The following is a 15,540-nucleotide window of genomic DNA, read 5'->3' on the forward strand; positions in this document are numbered from 1 at the left end:
CGCCTGGCCCGCGACGCGAGCCAGACTCCGTGCGATCGGGCCCTTCGGGCCCGATCGCACGTGCGCCCATCCCTGGTCGCAGGCCTCACCCGCGCAGCGCTTCCACCGTCGGCGCCACCTGCGTCTCGCGCCCCGACTCGCGACCGATCACCTCCAGCCGCAGCGCCAGTTGCGCCGCATCCGGCGCGCAAACCGTGGCATGCCCCACCTTGCGGCCGGCACGCGCCGACTTGCCGTAGTCGTGCCAGTGCGCGTCGACCGCGCGCAGCACGGGCGCCGGATCGGGGAGTTCGCCGATCCAGTTGAACATCGCCGACAAGCCGCGTGCGCCGGTGTCGCCCAGCGGCAGGCCGAGCACGGCGCGCACGTGGTTCTCGAACTGGCTGGCGTGCGCGCCCTCGATGGTCCAGTGGCCGGAGTTGTGCACGCGTGGCGCCATCTCGTTGCCGAGCAGCTCGCCATCCTGCACGAACAGTTCCAACGCGAACACGCCCACGTAATCCAGCCGTTCGGCCAGCGTGCGCGCCAGCGCGGTGGCACGCGGCTGCAGCGCGGCGATGTCGGGCGCCGGCGCCAGGCTCATCGACAGCACGCCGTCCACGTGCCAGTTGCGGGTCAGCGGCCAGGTACGGAAATCGCCGTCGCGACCGCGCACGGCCAGCACCGACAGCTCGCGCTGGAACGGCACGAAGGCTTCCAGGATCAAGCCATGCTTCGCCGCCTGCGCGCCCAGCGCGGCCCAGGCCGCATCGGCGTCGCCCAGCGACTTCAGGCGGAACTGGCCCTTGCCGTCGTAGCCCAGCCGCCGCGTCTTTAGGATGGCCGGCGCGCCCACCGCGGCCAGCGCGTGGTCGAGGCCGGCGCGGGTATCCACCGCCATGAATTCGGGTGTGCGCAAGCCGCACTCGCGGAACAGGGTTTTCTCGGCGAGGCGGTCCTGCGCCACCGCCAGCGCGCGCGGGTTCGGGAACACCGCCGCCCGCCCGGCCAGCCGCTGCGCGGTCTCGGCCGGCACATTCTCGAAATCGAAGGTGACCACGTCGACCTTGCGCGCGAAGTCTTCCAGCGCGGCGTAGTCGGTCCAGTCAGCCTTGATCAGCGGCGCCACCTGGCCGGCACAGGCATCGGCGGCGCTGTCCACCACCAGGGTGTTCACCCCGAGCGGGGCGGCTGCCAGCGCCAGCATGCGCGCCAGCTGGCCGCCACCAAGGATGCCGAGCACGGGCTGCCGCGACGCGCTCATGCACGTGGGTCCGGCTGGTCGAGCACGGCCTGGGTCTGCTTCGCGCGCCAGTGCTCCAGCGCCTGCGCCAGGCGGGGATCGTGCAGCGCCAGCACGGCCGCCGCGAGCAGGCCCGCGTTCACCGCGCCGGCCCGGCCGATCGCCAGCGTGCCCACCGGGATGCCGGCCGGCATCTGCGCGATGGAAAGCAGGGAATCCATGCCGTTCAGCGCCTTGGACTGCACCGGCACGCCGAATACCGGCAGCCGGGTCTTGGCCGCCAGCATGCCCGGCAGGTGGGCGGCGCCGCCGGCGCCGGCGACGATCACCTGGATGCCGCGATCGGCCGCCTGTTCGGCATAACGGAACAGCAGGTCCGGCGTGCGGTGGGCGGACACCACCTGCACCTCGTGCGCCACGCCCAGTTCGGTCAGCACCCCGGCGGCGTGCTCCATGGTTTCCCAGTCCGAACGCGACCCCATTACCACGCCCACCCGCGGCGTTTCCGTCGTTGCTGTCATGGTCCGACCGCCCAAAAGTGGTTATTGTACGGGCTTTCCGGACCCGCAACGATTTTGCCCCATGGACAAGCGCCTGCTCGACATCCTGTGCTGCCCGGTGAACAAGACGCCGGTGCGCCTGCTCGGTCGCGCCGAGATGGACGCACTCAACGGTGCCATCGCGGCCGGCGGCGTGGTCACGACGGCCGGCAGCCCCGTGCGTGAACGCCTGGCCGAAGGCCTGATCACCACCGACCGCAAACTGATTTATCGTGTCGACGACGGCATCCCCGTGATGCTGCCCGAAGAAGGCATCGGCACCACCCAGTTGAACGATTTCCCGGCCAACCCCTGAAGCGTTCCCACGCCCCGAACCCTCGTTGACGGACTGACAATTCGCCTGCAGGACGTCCCAGCGCCAAAGACAGCCTCCCGGTGTGGCCATGAACGAAGCCTTCGAACCACCCAAGATCGTGCCCCTTGCACCCCGCCTCGACGCTTCGGGCGAGCGCGTGGGCGAACTGCTGAACGCCGTGCGCAGCATCGCCGGCAAGCGGCTACAGCAATGCCTGGGCCACCTGTTCGAGCATGTGGACGACGCGCTGTTCGACCTCGCCGAGAAGGCCGAGAACAACGCCACCCAGACGCACTACTTCGACGGCATGCGCGAAGTGCGCAAACGCCGCCCGGCGGTCGAGCGCAACTTCCTCACCACGGTCAACCGGGAACTGGGCGGACTGGCCGGGCGGGCCGCACCCAACGCGCCCGCGCCGGCGATGGCCGAGCTGTCGCTGGTGGCCGACGCCGAACTGGAAGAGTCGCTGGCGATCACCAGCATGAGCAGCAAGCACGAGAGCCGGCTGGCGCGTGACCTGTTCGCCACCAACCAGCGCCTTTCGGTGATCTGCGGCGGCCGCAAGGTCGACGACGCCAGCAACCCGATCGCCCCGGCTGCGCTGTCGCAGGCCTTCCGCCAGGCACTGAAGGAGCTGGGCGCGGACATGCGCGTGAAGCTCCTCATCTACAAGCTGTTCGACCGCTACGTGCTGTCCACGCTGGAGGAGCTGTACGCCGAAGCAAACGCCGAGCTGGCGCGCGCGGGCGTACTGCCGCAGCTGCGCCCGGTGGCGCCGCGCGGTGCCACCGCCCCTCATGGCTCCGCGCAGGCGGCGCAAGCCGCTGGCGCCAACGTGGGCAGCGTCGGCACGGACGAGTTCGCCGACCCCGCTGCCGCCGAGTTGCTGCAGACCCTGCACAGCCTGTTCGTCGCGCGGCGCGGCACCAGCATGTCCCATGCCCAGGTCGGCGGCGCCGGCGGACCGCCGCCTTCGAGCAACGAACTGCTGGGTGCGCTCAGCGTGCTGCAGACCCAGCTCGCCGCCACCGCCATGCCGGTGTCGTCCATGGCCGCCGAGGCCGGCAACCTCGAGCGCGACATGGTGGCCCAGCTCAAGGACCAGCTGCTCGGCCAGCTCGGTGCATTGCGTGGCGCGCGGCCCAGCCATGTCGCCAGCATCGACGAGGACACCATCGACCTGGTCGGCATGCTGTTCGAGTTCATCCTCGACGACCAGACCCTGCCGGCCGAGATGCAGGTGATGCTGGCGCGGCTGCAGATTCCCTATCTCAAGGCGGCCATCCTCGACCGCAAGCTGTTCGCCCACCGCCAGCACCCGGCGCGCCGCCTGCTCGACGCGCTGGCGGAGCAGGCCAAGGGCTGGTCGCCGGAATCCGATCGCGACGGCCGCCTGCACGACAAGGTCAAGAGCATCGTCGACCAGCTGCTGCACGAATTCGACGACGATCTCGGCATCTTCGAACGGCTGCTGCAGGACCTGCAGCAGTTCCACGAACTCAACCGGCGCCGCTCCGAACTGGCCGAGCAGCGCGTGGCCGAGTCCACCCGCGGCCGCGAGAAGCTGGAGCAGGCGCGGCGCCGCGCCGCCCGCGAGATCGTCGAGCGCATCGACGGCCGCAAGCTGCCGCCGCTGGTGCACGAAGTGCTGGCGCGCGCCTGGGCCAACCACCTGGTGCTGGTGCTGCTGCGCCAGGGCGAGGATTCGGCCGAGTTCCGCGACGGCCTGCGCTTCGTGGACGACTTCATCGCCAGCACGCGGCCGCCGCAGGACGCCACCGCGCGTCAGCAGCTGCGCCACCTGCTGCCCGGCATCGAGCGCGCGCTGCGCCACGGCCTGGCCAACGTGGCCTTCCAGCCGCAGGACATCGAGCGCCTGCTGGCGCAGCTGCGCGACTGGTACGGCCAGCAACTGGGCGAGCCGGCGCGCGACACCGCGCCCGCCGCCAGCAGCGTCGCCGCGATACCGGAAAGCATCCAGCCCATCGTCGTGCCGGCCGCCGAAGAAGAGGACGAGCTGCCCGGGGAAAGCGTACCGGTCGCCACCGACAGTCCCGAGTGGCAGCAGGTGGAGGCGTTGCAGCCCGGCATCTGGCTGGAGTTCCAGCTGCCCGACGAACCGATGGTGCGCGCCAAGCTGTCGTGGATCAGCCCGATGAGCGGCCGCTACCTGTTCGTCAACCGGCGCGGCCTGAAGGTGGCCGATTACGCGCCGCAGGAACTGGCCGTGCTGCTGGCCGGCGGCCACGCCCAGGTGCTGGCCACCAACGCGCTGTTCGACCGCGCTATGAGCGCCATCGTCAGCCGCCTGCGCCAGCCCGGCGCCCCGGACGCGGACAGCGACACCGAATGAATGCCAGGCTCCCGTTCGACCCGCCGGATACCGAACTGATCGCCGCCGATGTGGAACGCGCCTTTGCCGAGGACTTCGGCAAGGGCGACGCCACCGCCGAGCTGCTGCCGCCCGACGCCAGCGCCGAGGCCGCGCTCACCTGCCGCGACGACGCGGTGATCGCCGGCATCCCGTGGTTCGACGCCTGTTTCCGGCGCATGGATCCGGCCGTGCGCATCGCCTGGCAGGTGCACGACGGCGAGCGCGTGGCGCCCGGCACGGTGATCTGCCGGCTGGCCGGCCACGCCCGTTCGCTGGTGAGCGCCGAACGCTCGGCGCTGAACTTCCTGCAGCTGCTGTCCGGCACCGCCACCGCCACCGCCGCCTGCGTGGCCGCGGTGGCCGGCACCGGCACGCGCGTGCTCGACACCCGCAAGACCGTGCCCGGCCTGCGCCTGGCGCAGAAGTACGCGGTGCGCTGCGGCGGCGGCCACAACCACCGCATCGGCCTGTACGACGCGATCCTGGTCAAGGAGAACCACATCATCGCCGCCGGCGGCATCGCCGCGGCAGTGATGGCGGCCCGCCGCCTGCACCCCAGCCTGCTGCTTGAGGTCGAGGTGGAAAACCTGGACGAGCTGCAACAGGCGCTCGCCGCCGGCGTCGACCGCATCATGCTCGACAACTTCACCGTGCCGCTGATGCGCGAAGCCGTGCAACTCACCGCCGGGCGCGTGCCGCTGGAGGTGTCCGGCAACGTCGACCTGGACACCATCGGCGAATACGCCCGCACCGGCGTCGACTACGTCTCGGTGGGGGCGCTGACCAAGCACGTCCACGCGGTCGACCTGTCGCTGCGCCTGCGGCTGGGCTGAAGACAGCTGCAGGAGCGGCTTCAGCCGCGACCGTCGGAGTGGAATCGCGGCTGAAGCCGCCCCTGCGCCCGCTCCTGCGGCTTGCGCGCCACCCCACCCGCCCACACACTGCAGGCATGGACAACGTGGACGACCTCCTGGTACTGCTGGCGCTGATCGTCGCGGTCGGGCTGTGGCTGAAGCTGAGCGCGGCGCGCGAACGCGCGGGCGCCGAGGCGCGGCAGCAGTGCGAGCGCCATGGCCTGCAGTTGCTGGACGAAACCGTGGGCCTGCGTGCGCTGCGCCTGCGTCGCGTGGCCGGCCAGCGCCGGCTGGAGCGCTGCTACGGCTTCGAGGTGAGCATCGACGGCGCCGACCGCGAGCAGGGATCGCTGTGGATGCTGGGCGACGCGATGAGCGAACTGCGCCTGCCCACGGTCGTGCTCACCCCATCGGAGTCCCCGGCGCAGGATCGGATCACCGGCATGGAATCACGGCACGCACCGACCGAGTCGGGGGCCGATCGCCATGACGAAGCCGCGCCCGGCGGCAACGTGATACCGCTGCGGCCGCGCCGGCGTTCCGGCGGCGGCGACACGCTGCATTGACGACAGCTGTCGCGGCTGAAGCCGTTCCTACTTGATGACTCGCAGGAACGGGGCGCCACGCTTCGGCTTGTCGTCGCCGGCGCTGCCCTGGCCGGACGGCGGCTCGTCCGGCGCGGGCGCGGGCGGCGGCGTGTCGCCGCCTTCCTCCTCGGCCGGGAACATCATGCCCTGCCCGTTCTCCTGGGCGTACAGCGCCAGTACCGAGCCGACCGGGATGCGCACCACGTGGCTGACGCCGGAGAAGCGCGCGGAGAAACCGATCCAGTCGTTGCCCAGTTCCAGGTTCGCCACCGCACGCATCGCGATATTCAACACCACCTGGCCGTTCTTGATGACCTGCGGCGGCACGCGCACGCCTTCGCCGGAGGCGTCGATCAGCAGGTACGGGGTCAGGCCGTTGTCGCTGATCCAGTCATAGATCGCCCGCAGCAGGTACGGGCGGTTGGAGCTCATCGGGTGGGTCGCTTCGCTCATCAGGGTCGCATGGCCTTTTCTTGCTCGGTCATGCTGCGCGCAAAACCCTGGCTGTGGAAGAGCCGCTCGCCGTAATCGACGATGGGCTTGCCCTCGCGGCCCAGGTCCACGCCCAGCCACGGCAGCCGCCACACCACCGGCGCCACCAGGCAATCGGCCAGGCTCATCTCGGGGTTGAGGAAGAATTTCGCGGCCTTGAACAGCGGCAGTGCGGCCAGCAGGTGGGCGCGCAGGCGCTTGCGCGCCGGCTCGGCGGAACGGCCGCCGGCGCAGATGGTGTCGACCTCGGTCAGCCAGTCCTTTTCGATGCGCACCGCGGCCACGCGCAGGCGCGCGCGTGACAACGGATCGATCGGCATCAGCGGCGGATGCGGGTAGCGCTCATCGAGGTATTCGCACACCACGCTGGCGTCGTACAGGGTCAGGTCGCGGTCGACCAGGGTGGGCGTGGTGCCGTAGGGATTGAGGTCGAGCAGATCCTCCGGCGGCTTGCCCGGGTCCACCAGCACCCTCTCGTAGCCGACGCCCTTGGCGGCCAGCACCAGGCGGGCACGGTGACACTGGATGTCGTCGGCCGTGGTGTAGAGGGTGAGTGCGGTACGCGAGCGGGCGCTTGGAACCATGCGCGATATTCCCTGTTGCGGTTGCACGGATGCGGCGGCCGGGGCCGCCGCATCCGATGGGTATTTCCCCCGGGCTCAGTGGACGTCTTTCCAGTATTCCTTCTTGAGGAAATAGGCCAGCAGGGTGAACAGCGCCAGGAACAGCAGCACCCAGACGCCGTAATGATGCCGCTGCAGGGCCGCCGGTTCCGAAACGTACTCCAGGAAATTCACCAGGTCACGCGTCGCCTGCTGGTACTGCGCCGGGGTCAGCTTGCCGGGATGGGCCAGCTCGAGCTTCTCCACCGCGTCGCTGCCGGGCTTCGTCACCGCGGCCTGCTGGCCCTGCAGCTCCCACAGCGGGAACGGCATCGCCGCGTTCGGCAGCGTGGTGTTGTTCCAGCCGATCGGGCTCTTCGGGTCGAGGTAGAAGGTGTTGAGGTAGGTGTAGACCCAGTCGGCGGTCTTCGCGCTCACTTCCAGCGACAGGTCCGGCGGATCCTTGCCGAACCACTTCGTCGCGTCCTCCGCCGGCATGTGCGAGATCACCGGGTCGTCGAACCTGGCGCCGGTGAAGTCGAGGTTCTGCATCACCTGCTGCTCGGTGAGCCCGAGGTCGTCGGCGATGCGCGAGTAGCGCATGTACTTCAGCGAGTGGCAGCCCACGCAGTAGTTGAAGAACAGCTTGGCGCCGCGCTGCAACGAGGCCTGGTCGCGCACGTTGGAGCCCGATGCCATCAACTGGCCGCCGTCCTCGGCCCGCGCCGCGGGCTGACCGGCGAGCAGCAGGCCCAGGGTCAGCGCGACCGCGGGAAGGATCCGTTTCATCAAGAGCGTCGGCTTAGTCATGCATCGTCACCCGATCCGGAACCGGCTTGGTCTTTTCCCAGCCGAAATAGGTATAGGCCCACAGGAACGCGAAGAAGCCGAAGTAGACCAGCGTCATCGTGCGGCCGAACGCGTTCTCCCAGACGGTCAGGTCGACATTGCCGAACCAGGCCGGGATCACCTCCGCGGTGATGCCCGCGCCCACCGCGCCGAGGCCGAAGAACGCGATCACGAACAGCGTCAGCGCCACCTTGTAGCCGGTGCCGCGGTAGCGGATCGACTTGACCTGGCCGCGGTCGAGCCACGGCAGCAGGAACAGCACCGCGATCGCGCCGAACATCGCCAGCACGCCCCACACGGCGGTGCCCGCGAACGACGGGATCATGCGCACGATCGCGTAGAACGGGGTGAAGTACCACACCGGCTTGATCTCCGCCGGGGTGATCAGGTTGTTCGCGGCGATCGAGTTGTCGTGTTCGAGGAACCAGCCGCCGAAAGTCGGCGCGAAGAAGATGATGAAGGCCGCCACGATCAGGAAGAAGCCCACCCCGGCCAGGTCCTTCACCGTGTAGTACGGGTGGAACGGGATGCCGTCGACCGGCGCCGTCGGGCTCCAGCGGTTGCCCCTGGGGCCGTGCTTGACGTCGACGCCGTCGGGGTTGTTCGAGCCCACCTCGTGCAGCGCGGCCAGGTGCAGCACCACCAGCAGCAGCAGCACGATCGGCAGCGCGATCACGTGCAGTGCGAAGAAGCGGTTCAACGTGGCGTCGGCGGGCAGGAAGTCGCCCATGATCCACTCGACCAGGTGGCTGCCGATCACCGGGATGGTGCCGAACAGCGACACGATCACCTTGGCGCCCCAGAACGACATGTTGCCCCACGGCAGCACGTAGCCCATGAAGGCCTCGGCCATCAGCACCAGGAAGATCAGCATGCCGAGCAGCCACACCAGCTCGCGCGGCTTCTTGTACGAGCCGTACATGATGCCGCGGAACATGTGCAGGAACACCACCACGAAGAACAGCGAGGCACCGGTGGAGTGCATGTAGCGGATCAGCCAGCCCCACTCCACGTCGCGCATGATGTACTGCACCGAGTCGAACGCTCCCGCCGCGCTCGGGTTGTAGTTCATCGTGAGGAAGATGCCGGTGACGATCTGGTTGACCAGCACCAGCAGCGCCAGCGAACCGAAGTAGTACCAGAGGTTGAAGTTCTTCGGCGCGTAGTACTCCGTCATGTGCTTGCGGTACACGGGCGCGAGGCCCGGCGCGCGCTCGTTGACCCAGTCGCCGATGCTCGAGAATACGTTCGCCATCACGCGGCCCCCTGCGGATCCACGCCGATCTGCACGGTCGTGTCGTCAATGAAGTGGTACGGCGGGATCTCCATGTTCTTCGGTGCCGGCACGCCCTGGTACACGCGGCCGGCCATGTCGTAGCGCGAATGGTGGCAGGGGCAGTAGTAGCCGCCCTGCCAGTTCGGGTCGAACGGCTCGGGCTTGATCTCGCCCACATAGTTCGGCACGCAGCCCAGGTGGGTGCAGATGCCGACCATCACCAGCCACTCGGGCTTGATGGAGCGCGTCTCGTTCTGTGCGTACTTCGGCTGCTGGGCGGCGGAGGCGCCGTCGGACTTCGGGTCGACGAGGCGCGGATCCTGCTTCGGCAGCGCCGCCAGCTGCGCCGGCGTGCGGTTGACGATGAACACCGGCAGGCTGCGCCAGCCGACGATCAGCTGCTGGCCGGGTTCGATCTTCTTGAGGGATTGGGTGACCGGTGCTCCGGCGGCCTTGGCGCGCGCGCTGGGTTCCCACGACTTGATGAAGGGCACGGCCGCCGAGACGATTCCCACACCACCAACCACCGAGGTGGCCGTCGTGAGAAACCGGCGGCGGCCATGATCGACGACTTCGTTCGCCATCAGGCTCTCCGGTACTTGATGCGTCAGGAAGGGCTTTCGCCCCAGCAAAGATTTGGAACCCCTGAAAATCGCGTTAGTCTAACGTCAGCCCCTACACCGTACAATAAAAGTGCCGCGGCGTATCGACGCTCCCTGTCGCCAGCCTACCCTACCGTTTGCCCGCCCGTCACGGATTGCAGCACGACATGAAACATGCCGCCGGCACGCTCGCCTTCCTTGCCCGCTGTGTCGTCATCGGACTCGCGGCAGCGTTCGTGATCGGCCTGTTCTGGCCCGCCAGCGGCGAACGGCTGCGCGCCAGGCTGGGACTGCCTGCGGTGCCGGCCGCAGGTGCACCGACAGTCGGTGCCCCTGCCTCCTACGCCGATGCGGTCGCCGCCGCGGCGCCGTCGGTGGTGAACATCTACGCCGACAAGATCGTCAACGAGCGGGCGATCAAGATGTACGACAACCCCATCCTGCAACAGTTGCTCGGCGGCACGCTCACCACCTACGCGCGCAAGGAGCAGACCCTGGGCTCGGGCGTGATTGTCAGCGCGCAGGGCTACGTGCTCACCAACTACCACGTGATCGCGCACGCCACCGACATCCAGGTGCTGCTGTACGACGGCCGCGTGGCCAGGGCCACCGTGGTCGGCTCGGACGAGGAGACCGACCTGGCCGTGCTGAAGATCGAGGCCGGCAACCTGCCGGTGATCCGGCTCGCCGACGCGAAGCCGCGCCCCGGCGACGTGGTGCTGGCGATCGGCAACCCGCTGGGCCTCAACCAGACCGTGACCATGGGCATCGTCAGCGCGGTGGGTCGCCAGTTGAACCCCTCCAGTGCCGAGGACTTCATCCAGACCGACGCGGCGATCAACCTCGGCAACTCCGGCGGCGCGCTGGTCAACGCCGAGGGCCAGCTGGTGGGCATCAACACGGCGCTGATCGGCAAGGCCGCCAATGCCGAGGGCATCGGCTTCGCGATCCCGGCAGGCACCGCCAAGCGGGTGCTCGACCAGATCGTCGCCACCGGCCACGTGGTGCGCGGCTGGCTGGGCGCGGACTACAGCTTCGTGCCGGTGGCCGCCAACAGCGGCCTGCCCGCGGCGGCGCGCGGCGCCCAGGTCACCGACGTCTACCCCGGCAGCCCCGCCGCGCTGGCCGGCATCCAGCCGCGCGACATCCTGCTGCGCATCGGCAGCGACGACATCCGCGACCCGTCCGACCTGCGCCGGCGCGAAGCGGCGATCAGGCCCGGCACCACGGTGGAGCTCTCCGGCCTGCGCAACGGCAGCCCGTTCCACGTCACGGCCACGCTGACCGAACGCCCGCCGATGAACGTGGACGCCACAGCCGGCAACGGGTAGGAGCGGCTTCAGCCGCGACCGGCCGACGAATCGCGGCTGAAGCCGCTCCTACGCTAAACCCTACCCGCGCCGCGCCGACGCCAGCGGCGGGTGCAGCGCCGCCTCGTAGCGCTTGCGCAAGGTGTCCACGCGCTGCACGTAGACCTGGGTCTCCGCGTACGGCGGCACGCCGTTGTAGCGCTGCACCGCGCCGGGACCGGCGTTGTAGGCGGCGGCGGCCAGGTGCTCGTTGCCGCCGAAGACGTGCAGCAGCAGGCTGAGGTAGCGCGCGCCGCCGCGGATGTTCTGGCCGGTGTCGAACGCGTCCAGCACGCCCATGTCGCCGGCGGTGCCCGGCATCAGCTGCATCAGCCCCTGCGCGCCCTTGAGCGACAGCGCGCGCGGATTGAACGCGCTCTCGGCGTGGATGATCGCGCGCAGGAAAGCCTCGTCCACGCCGTACTCCACGCTGGCCGTGCGGATCGCGTCGGCATAGGCGGTGAGGTTGAGCGGCACGCTGCCCCAGTGGATCGTCGAGTGCAGGTTGCAGGCGAAGCAGGTGGCGATGTAGCTGAACAGCATCGTCGCCGCATGCGCGTTGCGCCCGGCCGGGCGGATGTTGGTGTATTCCACGCTGCCGTCGGCGCGCACGATGCGGTACACCGCGCCGCGCAGCACGCGGTCACCCGGCGTCGTGGCGGGCGGCAGGTCGGGCAACACACCCGCGCCGCCGCTCGACTGCTGGTAGGTCCAGTGCCCGCGCAAGGCCGCCGGCACGGTCGCCGCCGCCACGGCTGCAGGAGTCGCCGCGGCCGGTGGCAACGGGTCGGCTGGCAGCAGTTTCGCGCTGCTCAGCACGCTGCCCCGCACCGCCACCAGCGCGGTCCGCGCGGCGTCGGCCTGCGGCCGGGTACCCACGACTGCGCCTTGCAAATGCTGCAACGAGGCCGCGGGCACGCGCCGCGCCGGCGCACCGTAGCTGCCCAGTTTGCGGCAGGCGTGGTAGCCCGCGGGGCTGCCGGTGAACACCGCCTCGCCATTCGCGCCGGTGCAGCGATACAGGTTGCCCGCATGTGCCGCAGGCAGCCACAGCGCCCCTGCCAGCAAGGCACAGCCCAGCGCGATCCGCCGCGGGATCGTGCGGGATGGCGGGGAGCCTGCGATGGGCCGGCCGGCACTCCCCCCGTGGCGTACGGCACTGGACATGGCGGCAGTGTGCCGTCGCGCGACTCCCGCGCCAAGAGCGGGCGCGCCGTTTCGTGCGGCATGCACGCCCGGAGGCGCCCCCAAGTGCCTGATCCGCCAGGCATGCTTGCTGGCAGCGGTCGGTGCGTCGGCGTAAACTACGCGGTTCGGCGCCATCCGCGCCGCGCTTCGCGCAACCACGGTATCCAGCACCCATGAGCGGCAAACTCTTCATCAAGACCCACGGCTGCCAGATGAACGAGTACGACTCGGCCAAGATGGCCGACGTGCTGAAGGCTTCGCACGGCCTGGAGCTGACCCAGGACGAGACCGAGGCGGACGTGATCCTGATCAACACCTGCTCGATCCGCGAGAAGGCGCAGGAGAAGGTGTTCAGCCAGCTCGGCCGCTGGAAGGAGTTCAAGCAGGGCGGCAAGCCGGTGCTGATCGGCGTGGGCGGCTGCGTGGCCTCGCAGGAAGGCGAGGCGATCATCAAGCGCGCGCCGTTCGTCGACCTGGTGTTCGGCCCGCAGACCCTGCACCGGCTGCCCGAGCTGATCGAGGCCAAGCGCGAGACCGGCAAGCCGCAGGTGGACATCTCCTTCCCCGAGATCGAGAAGTTCGACCGTCTGCCCGAGCCGCGCGCCGAAGGCCCCACCGCCTTCGTCTCGATCATGGAAGGCTGCTCCAAGTACTGCAGCTACTGCGTGGTGCCCTACACCCGCGGCACCGAGATCAGCCGCCCGTTCGACGACGTGCTGGTGGAAGTGGCGCGGCTCGCCGAACAGGGCGTGCGCGAGGTGAACCTGCTGGGCCAGAACGTCAACGCCTACCGCGGCCCCATGCACGACGGCGGCATCGCCGACCTCGCCGTGCTGATCCACGCCATCGCGCAGATCGAGGGCATCGGCCGCATCCGCTTCACCACCTCGCACCCGCTGGAGTTCTCCGACTCGCTGGTCGAGGCCTACGCCAGCGTGCCCAAGCTCGCCAACTTCCTGCACCTGCCGGTGCAGGCCGGCTCGGATCGCATCCTCGCGGCGATGAAGCGCGGCTACACCGCGCTGGAGTTCAAGCAGAAGATCCGCAAGCTGCGCGCCGTGCGCCCGGACATCTGCATCAGCTCGGACTTCATCGTGGGCTTCCCCGGCGAGACCGACGAGGACTTCGGGAAGACCATGCAGCTGATCGACGACGTCGGCTTCGACCAGAGCTTCAGCTTCATCTTCTCCGCGCGCCCCGGCACGCCCGCCGCCAGCCTCGCCGACGACACGCCGATGGCGGTGAAGCACCAGCGGCTGGAACGCCTGCAGGCCGCGATCAACGCCAACGCGAAGAAGATCAACGAGGCGATGGTCGGCACCGTGCAGCGCGTGCTGGTGGAAAAGCCGAGCACCAAGAACCCGCACGAACTCGCCGGCCGCACCGAGAACATGCGCTACGTGAACTTCCCCGGCGACGCGCGCATGATCGGCCGCTTCGTCGACGTGCTGATCACCGACGCCATGGCCAACTCGCTGCGCGGGCGCGTGCACGCGCTGGCCGAGGAAGCCGCCTGAGATTTACTCCCTCTCCCCTCCGGGGAGAGGGCCGGGGTGAGGGGCCAACCTGGCCGCACGCTCCACAGCTTTTCGCAAGACCATCCCCTCACCTCAATCCTCTCCCCGGAGGGGAGAGGAAGCCAAGAAGCATGACCCCAGGCCCCACCGAACGCGATTTCGCCCTCGACCCGGAAGACAACGCCCGGCTCGCCAGCCTGTGCGGCCCGTTCGACGAGCACCTGCGCCAGATCGAGCTGCGCCTGGGCGTGGAGATCGACCACCGCGGCAACCTGTTCAAGGCGATCGGCGAGGAAGCCTCCGTGCGCACGGCCGAGAAGGTGCTGCGCGCGCTGTACGCCGTCACCGAGAACGAAACCCTGAGCGGCGCGAAGATCAACCTGCACCTGGCCGAATCCGGCGTGGACGTGCTGGCCGACGACGCCGGCGAAGGCGCGCAGGAAGTCGCCATCAAGGTCAAGCGCGGCGTGATCAAGGGCCGCGGCGCGAACCAGGCGCGCTACCTGCACGCCATCGCGCGCCACGACATCAACTTCGGCGTGGGCCCCGCCGGCACCGGCAAGACCTACCTCGCCGTAGCCAGCGCGGTGGAGGCGCTGGAGGCGAACCGCGTGCAGCGCCTGCTGCTGGTGCGCCCTGCCGTCGAGGCCGGCGAGAAGCTGGGCTTCCTGCCCGGCGATCTCAGCCAGAAGGTCGACCCCTACCTGCGCCCGCTGTACGACGCGCTGTACGAGATGCTCGGCTTCGAGAAGGTCGCCAAGCTGATCGAGCGCAACGTGATCGAGATCGCGCCGCTCGCCTACATGCGCGGCCGCACGCTCAACGATTCCTACGTGATCCTCGACGAGGCGCAGAACACCACCGTCGAGCAGATGAAGATGTTCCTCACCCGCATCGGCTTCGGCTCGGTGGCGGTGATCACCGGCGACGTCAGCCAGGTCGACCTGCCGCGCAACATCCGCTCCGGCCTGCGCCACGCGGTGGAAGTGCTGCGCGGCGTGGACGGCATCAGCTTCACCTTCTTCACCTCGCGCGACGTGGTGCGCCATCCGCTGGTGGCGAAGATCGTGCGCGCCTACGAAGCGTTCGAGCAGCAAGACGAGGCCACCAAGTGACCCCTCGCCGCCCCGGGAAACCGGCCGTAGGAGCGGCTTCAGCCGCGATGCTCTGCCGCGACGACCACGGAACCAGGGCATCGCGGCTGAAGCCGCTCCTACAAGAGCAGGCGGTAGTGCACGTGGGCTACGCGGTGCCGCGCGTCGGCATTCCCGCATCCATCAGCTTCCGCCGCTGGGTCGAAGCCGCGCTGCACGGGGCGAAGCGGCGCAAGGCCACCGAGCTTTCCATCCGCATCGTCGGCGCCGCCGAGGGCCGCGCGCTCAACCGCGACTACCGCGGCAAGGACTACGCCACCAACGTGTTGTCCTTCGAGGCCGAGCTGCCGCCCGGCGTGAAGCTCCCGCTGATCGGCGACATGGTGATCTGCGCCCCCGTGGTGGCACGCGAAGCGGCCGAGCAGGGCAAGCGCGTGCGCGACCACTGGGCGCACCTCACGGTGCACGGCACGCTGCACCTGCTCGGCTACGACCACGTCGTGGAAGCGGAGGCCGAGACGATGGAGGCGCTGGAGACGCGCATCCTCGCCGGATTGGGCATTGCCGATCCCTACGCGTAGGCCGGGTGCAACTCCGCCGCAAGACCTTGTGCCCTGAATCGTCACGGGTTTTCCGCTAGACTCGTGCTCCCGCCCGCCCCCGGGCAGTTGCAACCCGA

The 15,540-nt window shown here is 69.4% G+C and carries 16 protein-coding genes; 8 read left to right on the plus strand and 8 right to left on the minus strand.

The genetic code is table 11. The annotated features are described in order from the left end of the window. Positions 1 to 85 precede the first annotated feature (85 nt). Both ABQJ56_RS08240 and purE read right to left on the minus strand, forming a co-directional pair. Positions 86 to 1,243 (minus strand): 5-(carboxyamino)imidazole ribonucleotide synthase, encoded by a 1,158-nt coding sequence (locus tag ABQJ56_RS08240; protein WP_367844523.1) that lies wholly within the window; start codon positions 1,241 to 1,243, stop codon positions 86 to 88. Next, the gene (gene purE, locus ABQJ56_RS08245) at positions 1,240 to 1,743 is read right to left on the minus strand and encodes a 5-(carboxyamino)imidazole ribonucleotide mutase (RefSeq protein ID WP_367844524.1); all 504 of its coding nucleotides are present in this window, start codon (positions 1,741 to 1,743) and stop codon (positions 1,240 to 1,242) included. Before purE ends, ABQJ56_RS08240 begins: the two co-directional genes overlap by 4 nt. A gap of 61 nt (positions 1,744 to 1,804) precedes the next feature. Here purE and ABQJ56_RS08250 point away from each other — a divergent pair, with 61 nt between their 5' ends. From ABQJ56_RS08250 to ABQJ56_RS08265, 4 genes are all read left to right on the plus strand, one after another. Next, positions 1,805 to 2,077: a Trm112 family protein gene (locus ABQJ56_RS08250; RefSeq protein ID WP_367844525.1), complete on the plus strand. Its 273-nt coding sequence runs from the start codon at positions 1,805 to 1,807 to the stop codon at positions 2,075 to 2,077. Positions 2,078 to 2,165: 88 nt separating this feature from the next. After that, on the plus strand, positions 2,166 to 4,430 hold the full coding sequence (locus ABQJ56_RS08255) for a DUF1631 domain-containing protein (protein ID WP_367844526.1): 2,265 nt from the start codon (positions 2,166 to 2,168) through the stop codon (positions 4,428 to 4,430). Beyond that, positions 4,427 to 5,284, plus strand: coding sequence for a carboxylating nicotinate-nucleotide diphosphorylase (gene nadC, locus ABQJ56_RS08260; RefSeq protein ID WP_367844527.1), 858 nt, complete (start codon positions 4,427 to 4,429; stop codon positions 5,282 to 5,284). Before ABQJ56_RS08255 ends, nadC begins: the two co-directional genes overlap by 4 nt. 116 nt (positions 5,285 to 5,400) lie before the next feature. Next, positions 5,401 to 5,871, plus strand: coding sequence for a DUF3301 domain-containing protein (locus ABQJ56_RS08265; RefSeq protein WP_367844528.1), 471 nt, complete (start codon positions 5,401 to 5,403; stop codon positions 5,869 to 5,871). A gap of 27 nt (positions 5,872 to 5,898) precedes the next feature. Here ABQJ56_RS08265 and ABQJ56_RS08270 read toward each other — a convergent pair whose 3' ends face one another. The 5 genes from ABQJ56_RS08270 to petA all read right to left on the minus strand — a co-directional run bounded on the left by ABQJ56_RS08270 (position 5,899) and on the right by petA (position 9,695). Then, positions 5,899 to 6,345, minus strand: coding sequence for a ClpXP protease specificity-enhancing factor (locus ABQJ56_RS08270; RefSeq protein WP_367844529.1), 447 nt, complete (start codon positions 6,343 to 6,345; stop codon positions 5,899 to 5,901). Beyond that, positions 6,345 to 6,968, minus strand: coding sequence for a glutathione S-transferase N-terminal domain-containing protein (locus ABQJ56_RS08275; protein WP_367844530.1), 624 nt, complete (start codon positions 6,966 to 6,968; stop codon positions 6,345 to 6,347). The genes ABQJ56_RS08270 and ABQJ56_RS08275 overlap by 1 nt, the downstream gene beginning before the upstream one ends. A 75-nt stretch (positions 6,969 to 7,043) precedes the next feature. Then, positions 7,044 to 7,775: a cytochrome c1 gene (locus ABQJ56_RS08280; protein ID WP_367844531.1), complete on the minus strand. Its 732-nt coding sequence runs from the start codon at positions 7,773 to 7,775 to the stop codon at positions 7,044 to 7,046. A 13-nt stretch (positions 7,776 to 7,788) separates the two neighbouring features. Continuing rightward, on the minus strand, positions 7,789 to 9,090 hold the full coding sequence (locus ABQJ56_RS08285; protein WP_367844532.1) for a cytochrome b: 1,302 nt from the start codon (positions 9,088 to 9,090) through the stop codon (positions 7,789 to 7,791). Further along, on the minus strand, positions 9,090 to 9,695 hold the full coding sequence (petA, locus tag ABQJ56_RS08290) for a ubiquinol-cytochrome c reductase iron-sulfur subunit (RefSeq protein WP_367844533.1): 606 nt from the start codon (positions 9,693 to 9,695) through the stop codon (positions 9,090 to 9,092). Before petA ends, ABQJ56_RS08285 begins: the two co-directional genes overlap by 1 nt. Before the next feature lie 185 nt (positions 9,696 to 9,880). Here petA and ABQJ56_RS08295 point away from each other — a divergent pair, with 185 nt between their 5' ends. Then, positions 9,881 to 11,044: a S1C family serine protease gene (locus tag ABQJ56_RS08295; RefSeq protein WP_367844534.1), complete on the plus strand. Its 1,164-nt coding sequence runs from the start codon at positions 9,881 to 9,883 to the stop codon at positions 11,042 to 11,044. Between the two features lie 60 nt (positions 11,045 to 11,104). Here the strand turns inward: ABQJ56_RS08295 and ABQJ56_RS08300 are convergent, their stop codons facing one another. Next, entirely contained in the window at positions 11,105 to 12,229 is a 1,125-nt protein-coding gene (locus tag ABQJ56_RS08300) for a lytic transglycosylase domain-containing protein (protein WP_367844535.1), read from the minus strand. A 194-nt stretch (positions 12,230 to 12,423) separates the two neighbouring features. Between ABQJ56_RS08300 and miaB the strand changes: the two genes are divergently transcribed. The 3 genes from miaB (at position 12,424) to ybeY (ending at position 15,442) form a co-directional block, all read left to right on the plus strand. Beyond that, complete coding sequence (gene miaB, locus ABQJ56_RS08305) at positions 12,424 to 13,767, plus strand: tRNA (N6-isopentenyl adenosine(37)-C2)-methylthiotransferase MiaB (RefSeq protein WP_367844536.1); 1,344 nt, start codon at positions 12,424 to 12,426, stop codon at positions 13,765 to 13,767. 131 nt (positions 13,768 to 13,898) lie between these two features. Beyond that, positions 13,899 to 14,882 (plus strand): PhoH family protein, encoded by a 984-nt coding sequence (locus ABQJ56_RS08310; protein ID WP_367844537.1) that lies wholly within the window; start codon positions 13,899 to 13,901, stop codon positions 14,880 to 14,882. A gap of 116 nt (positions 14,883 to 14,998) precedes the next feature. Next, complete coding sequence (ybeY, locus tag ABQJ56_RS08315) at positions 14,999 to 15,442, plus strand: rRNA maturation RNase YbeY (protein WP_367844538.1); 444 nt, start codon at positions 14,999 to 15,001, stop codon at positions 15,440 to 15,442. Positions 15,443 to 15,540 lie beyond the last annotated feature (98 nt).

The sequence above is a fragment of the Rhodanobacter geophilus genome, from assembly GCF_040812275.1.
Classification (GTDB): Bacteria; Pseudomonadota; Gammaproteobacteria; order Xanthomonadales; family Rhodanobacteraceae; genus Rhodanobacter_A; species Rhodanobacter_A geophilus.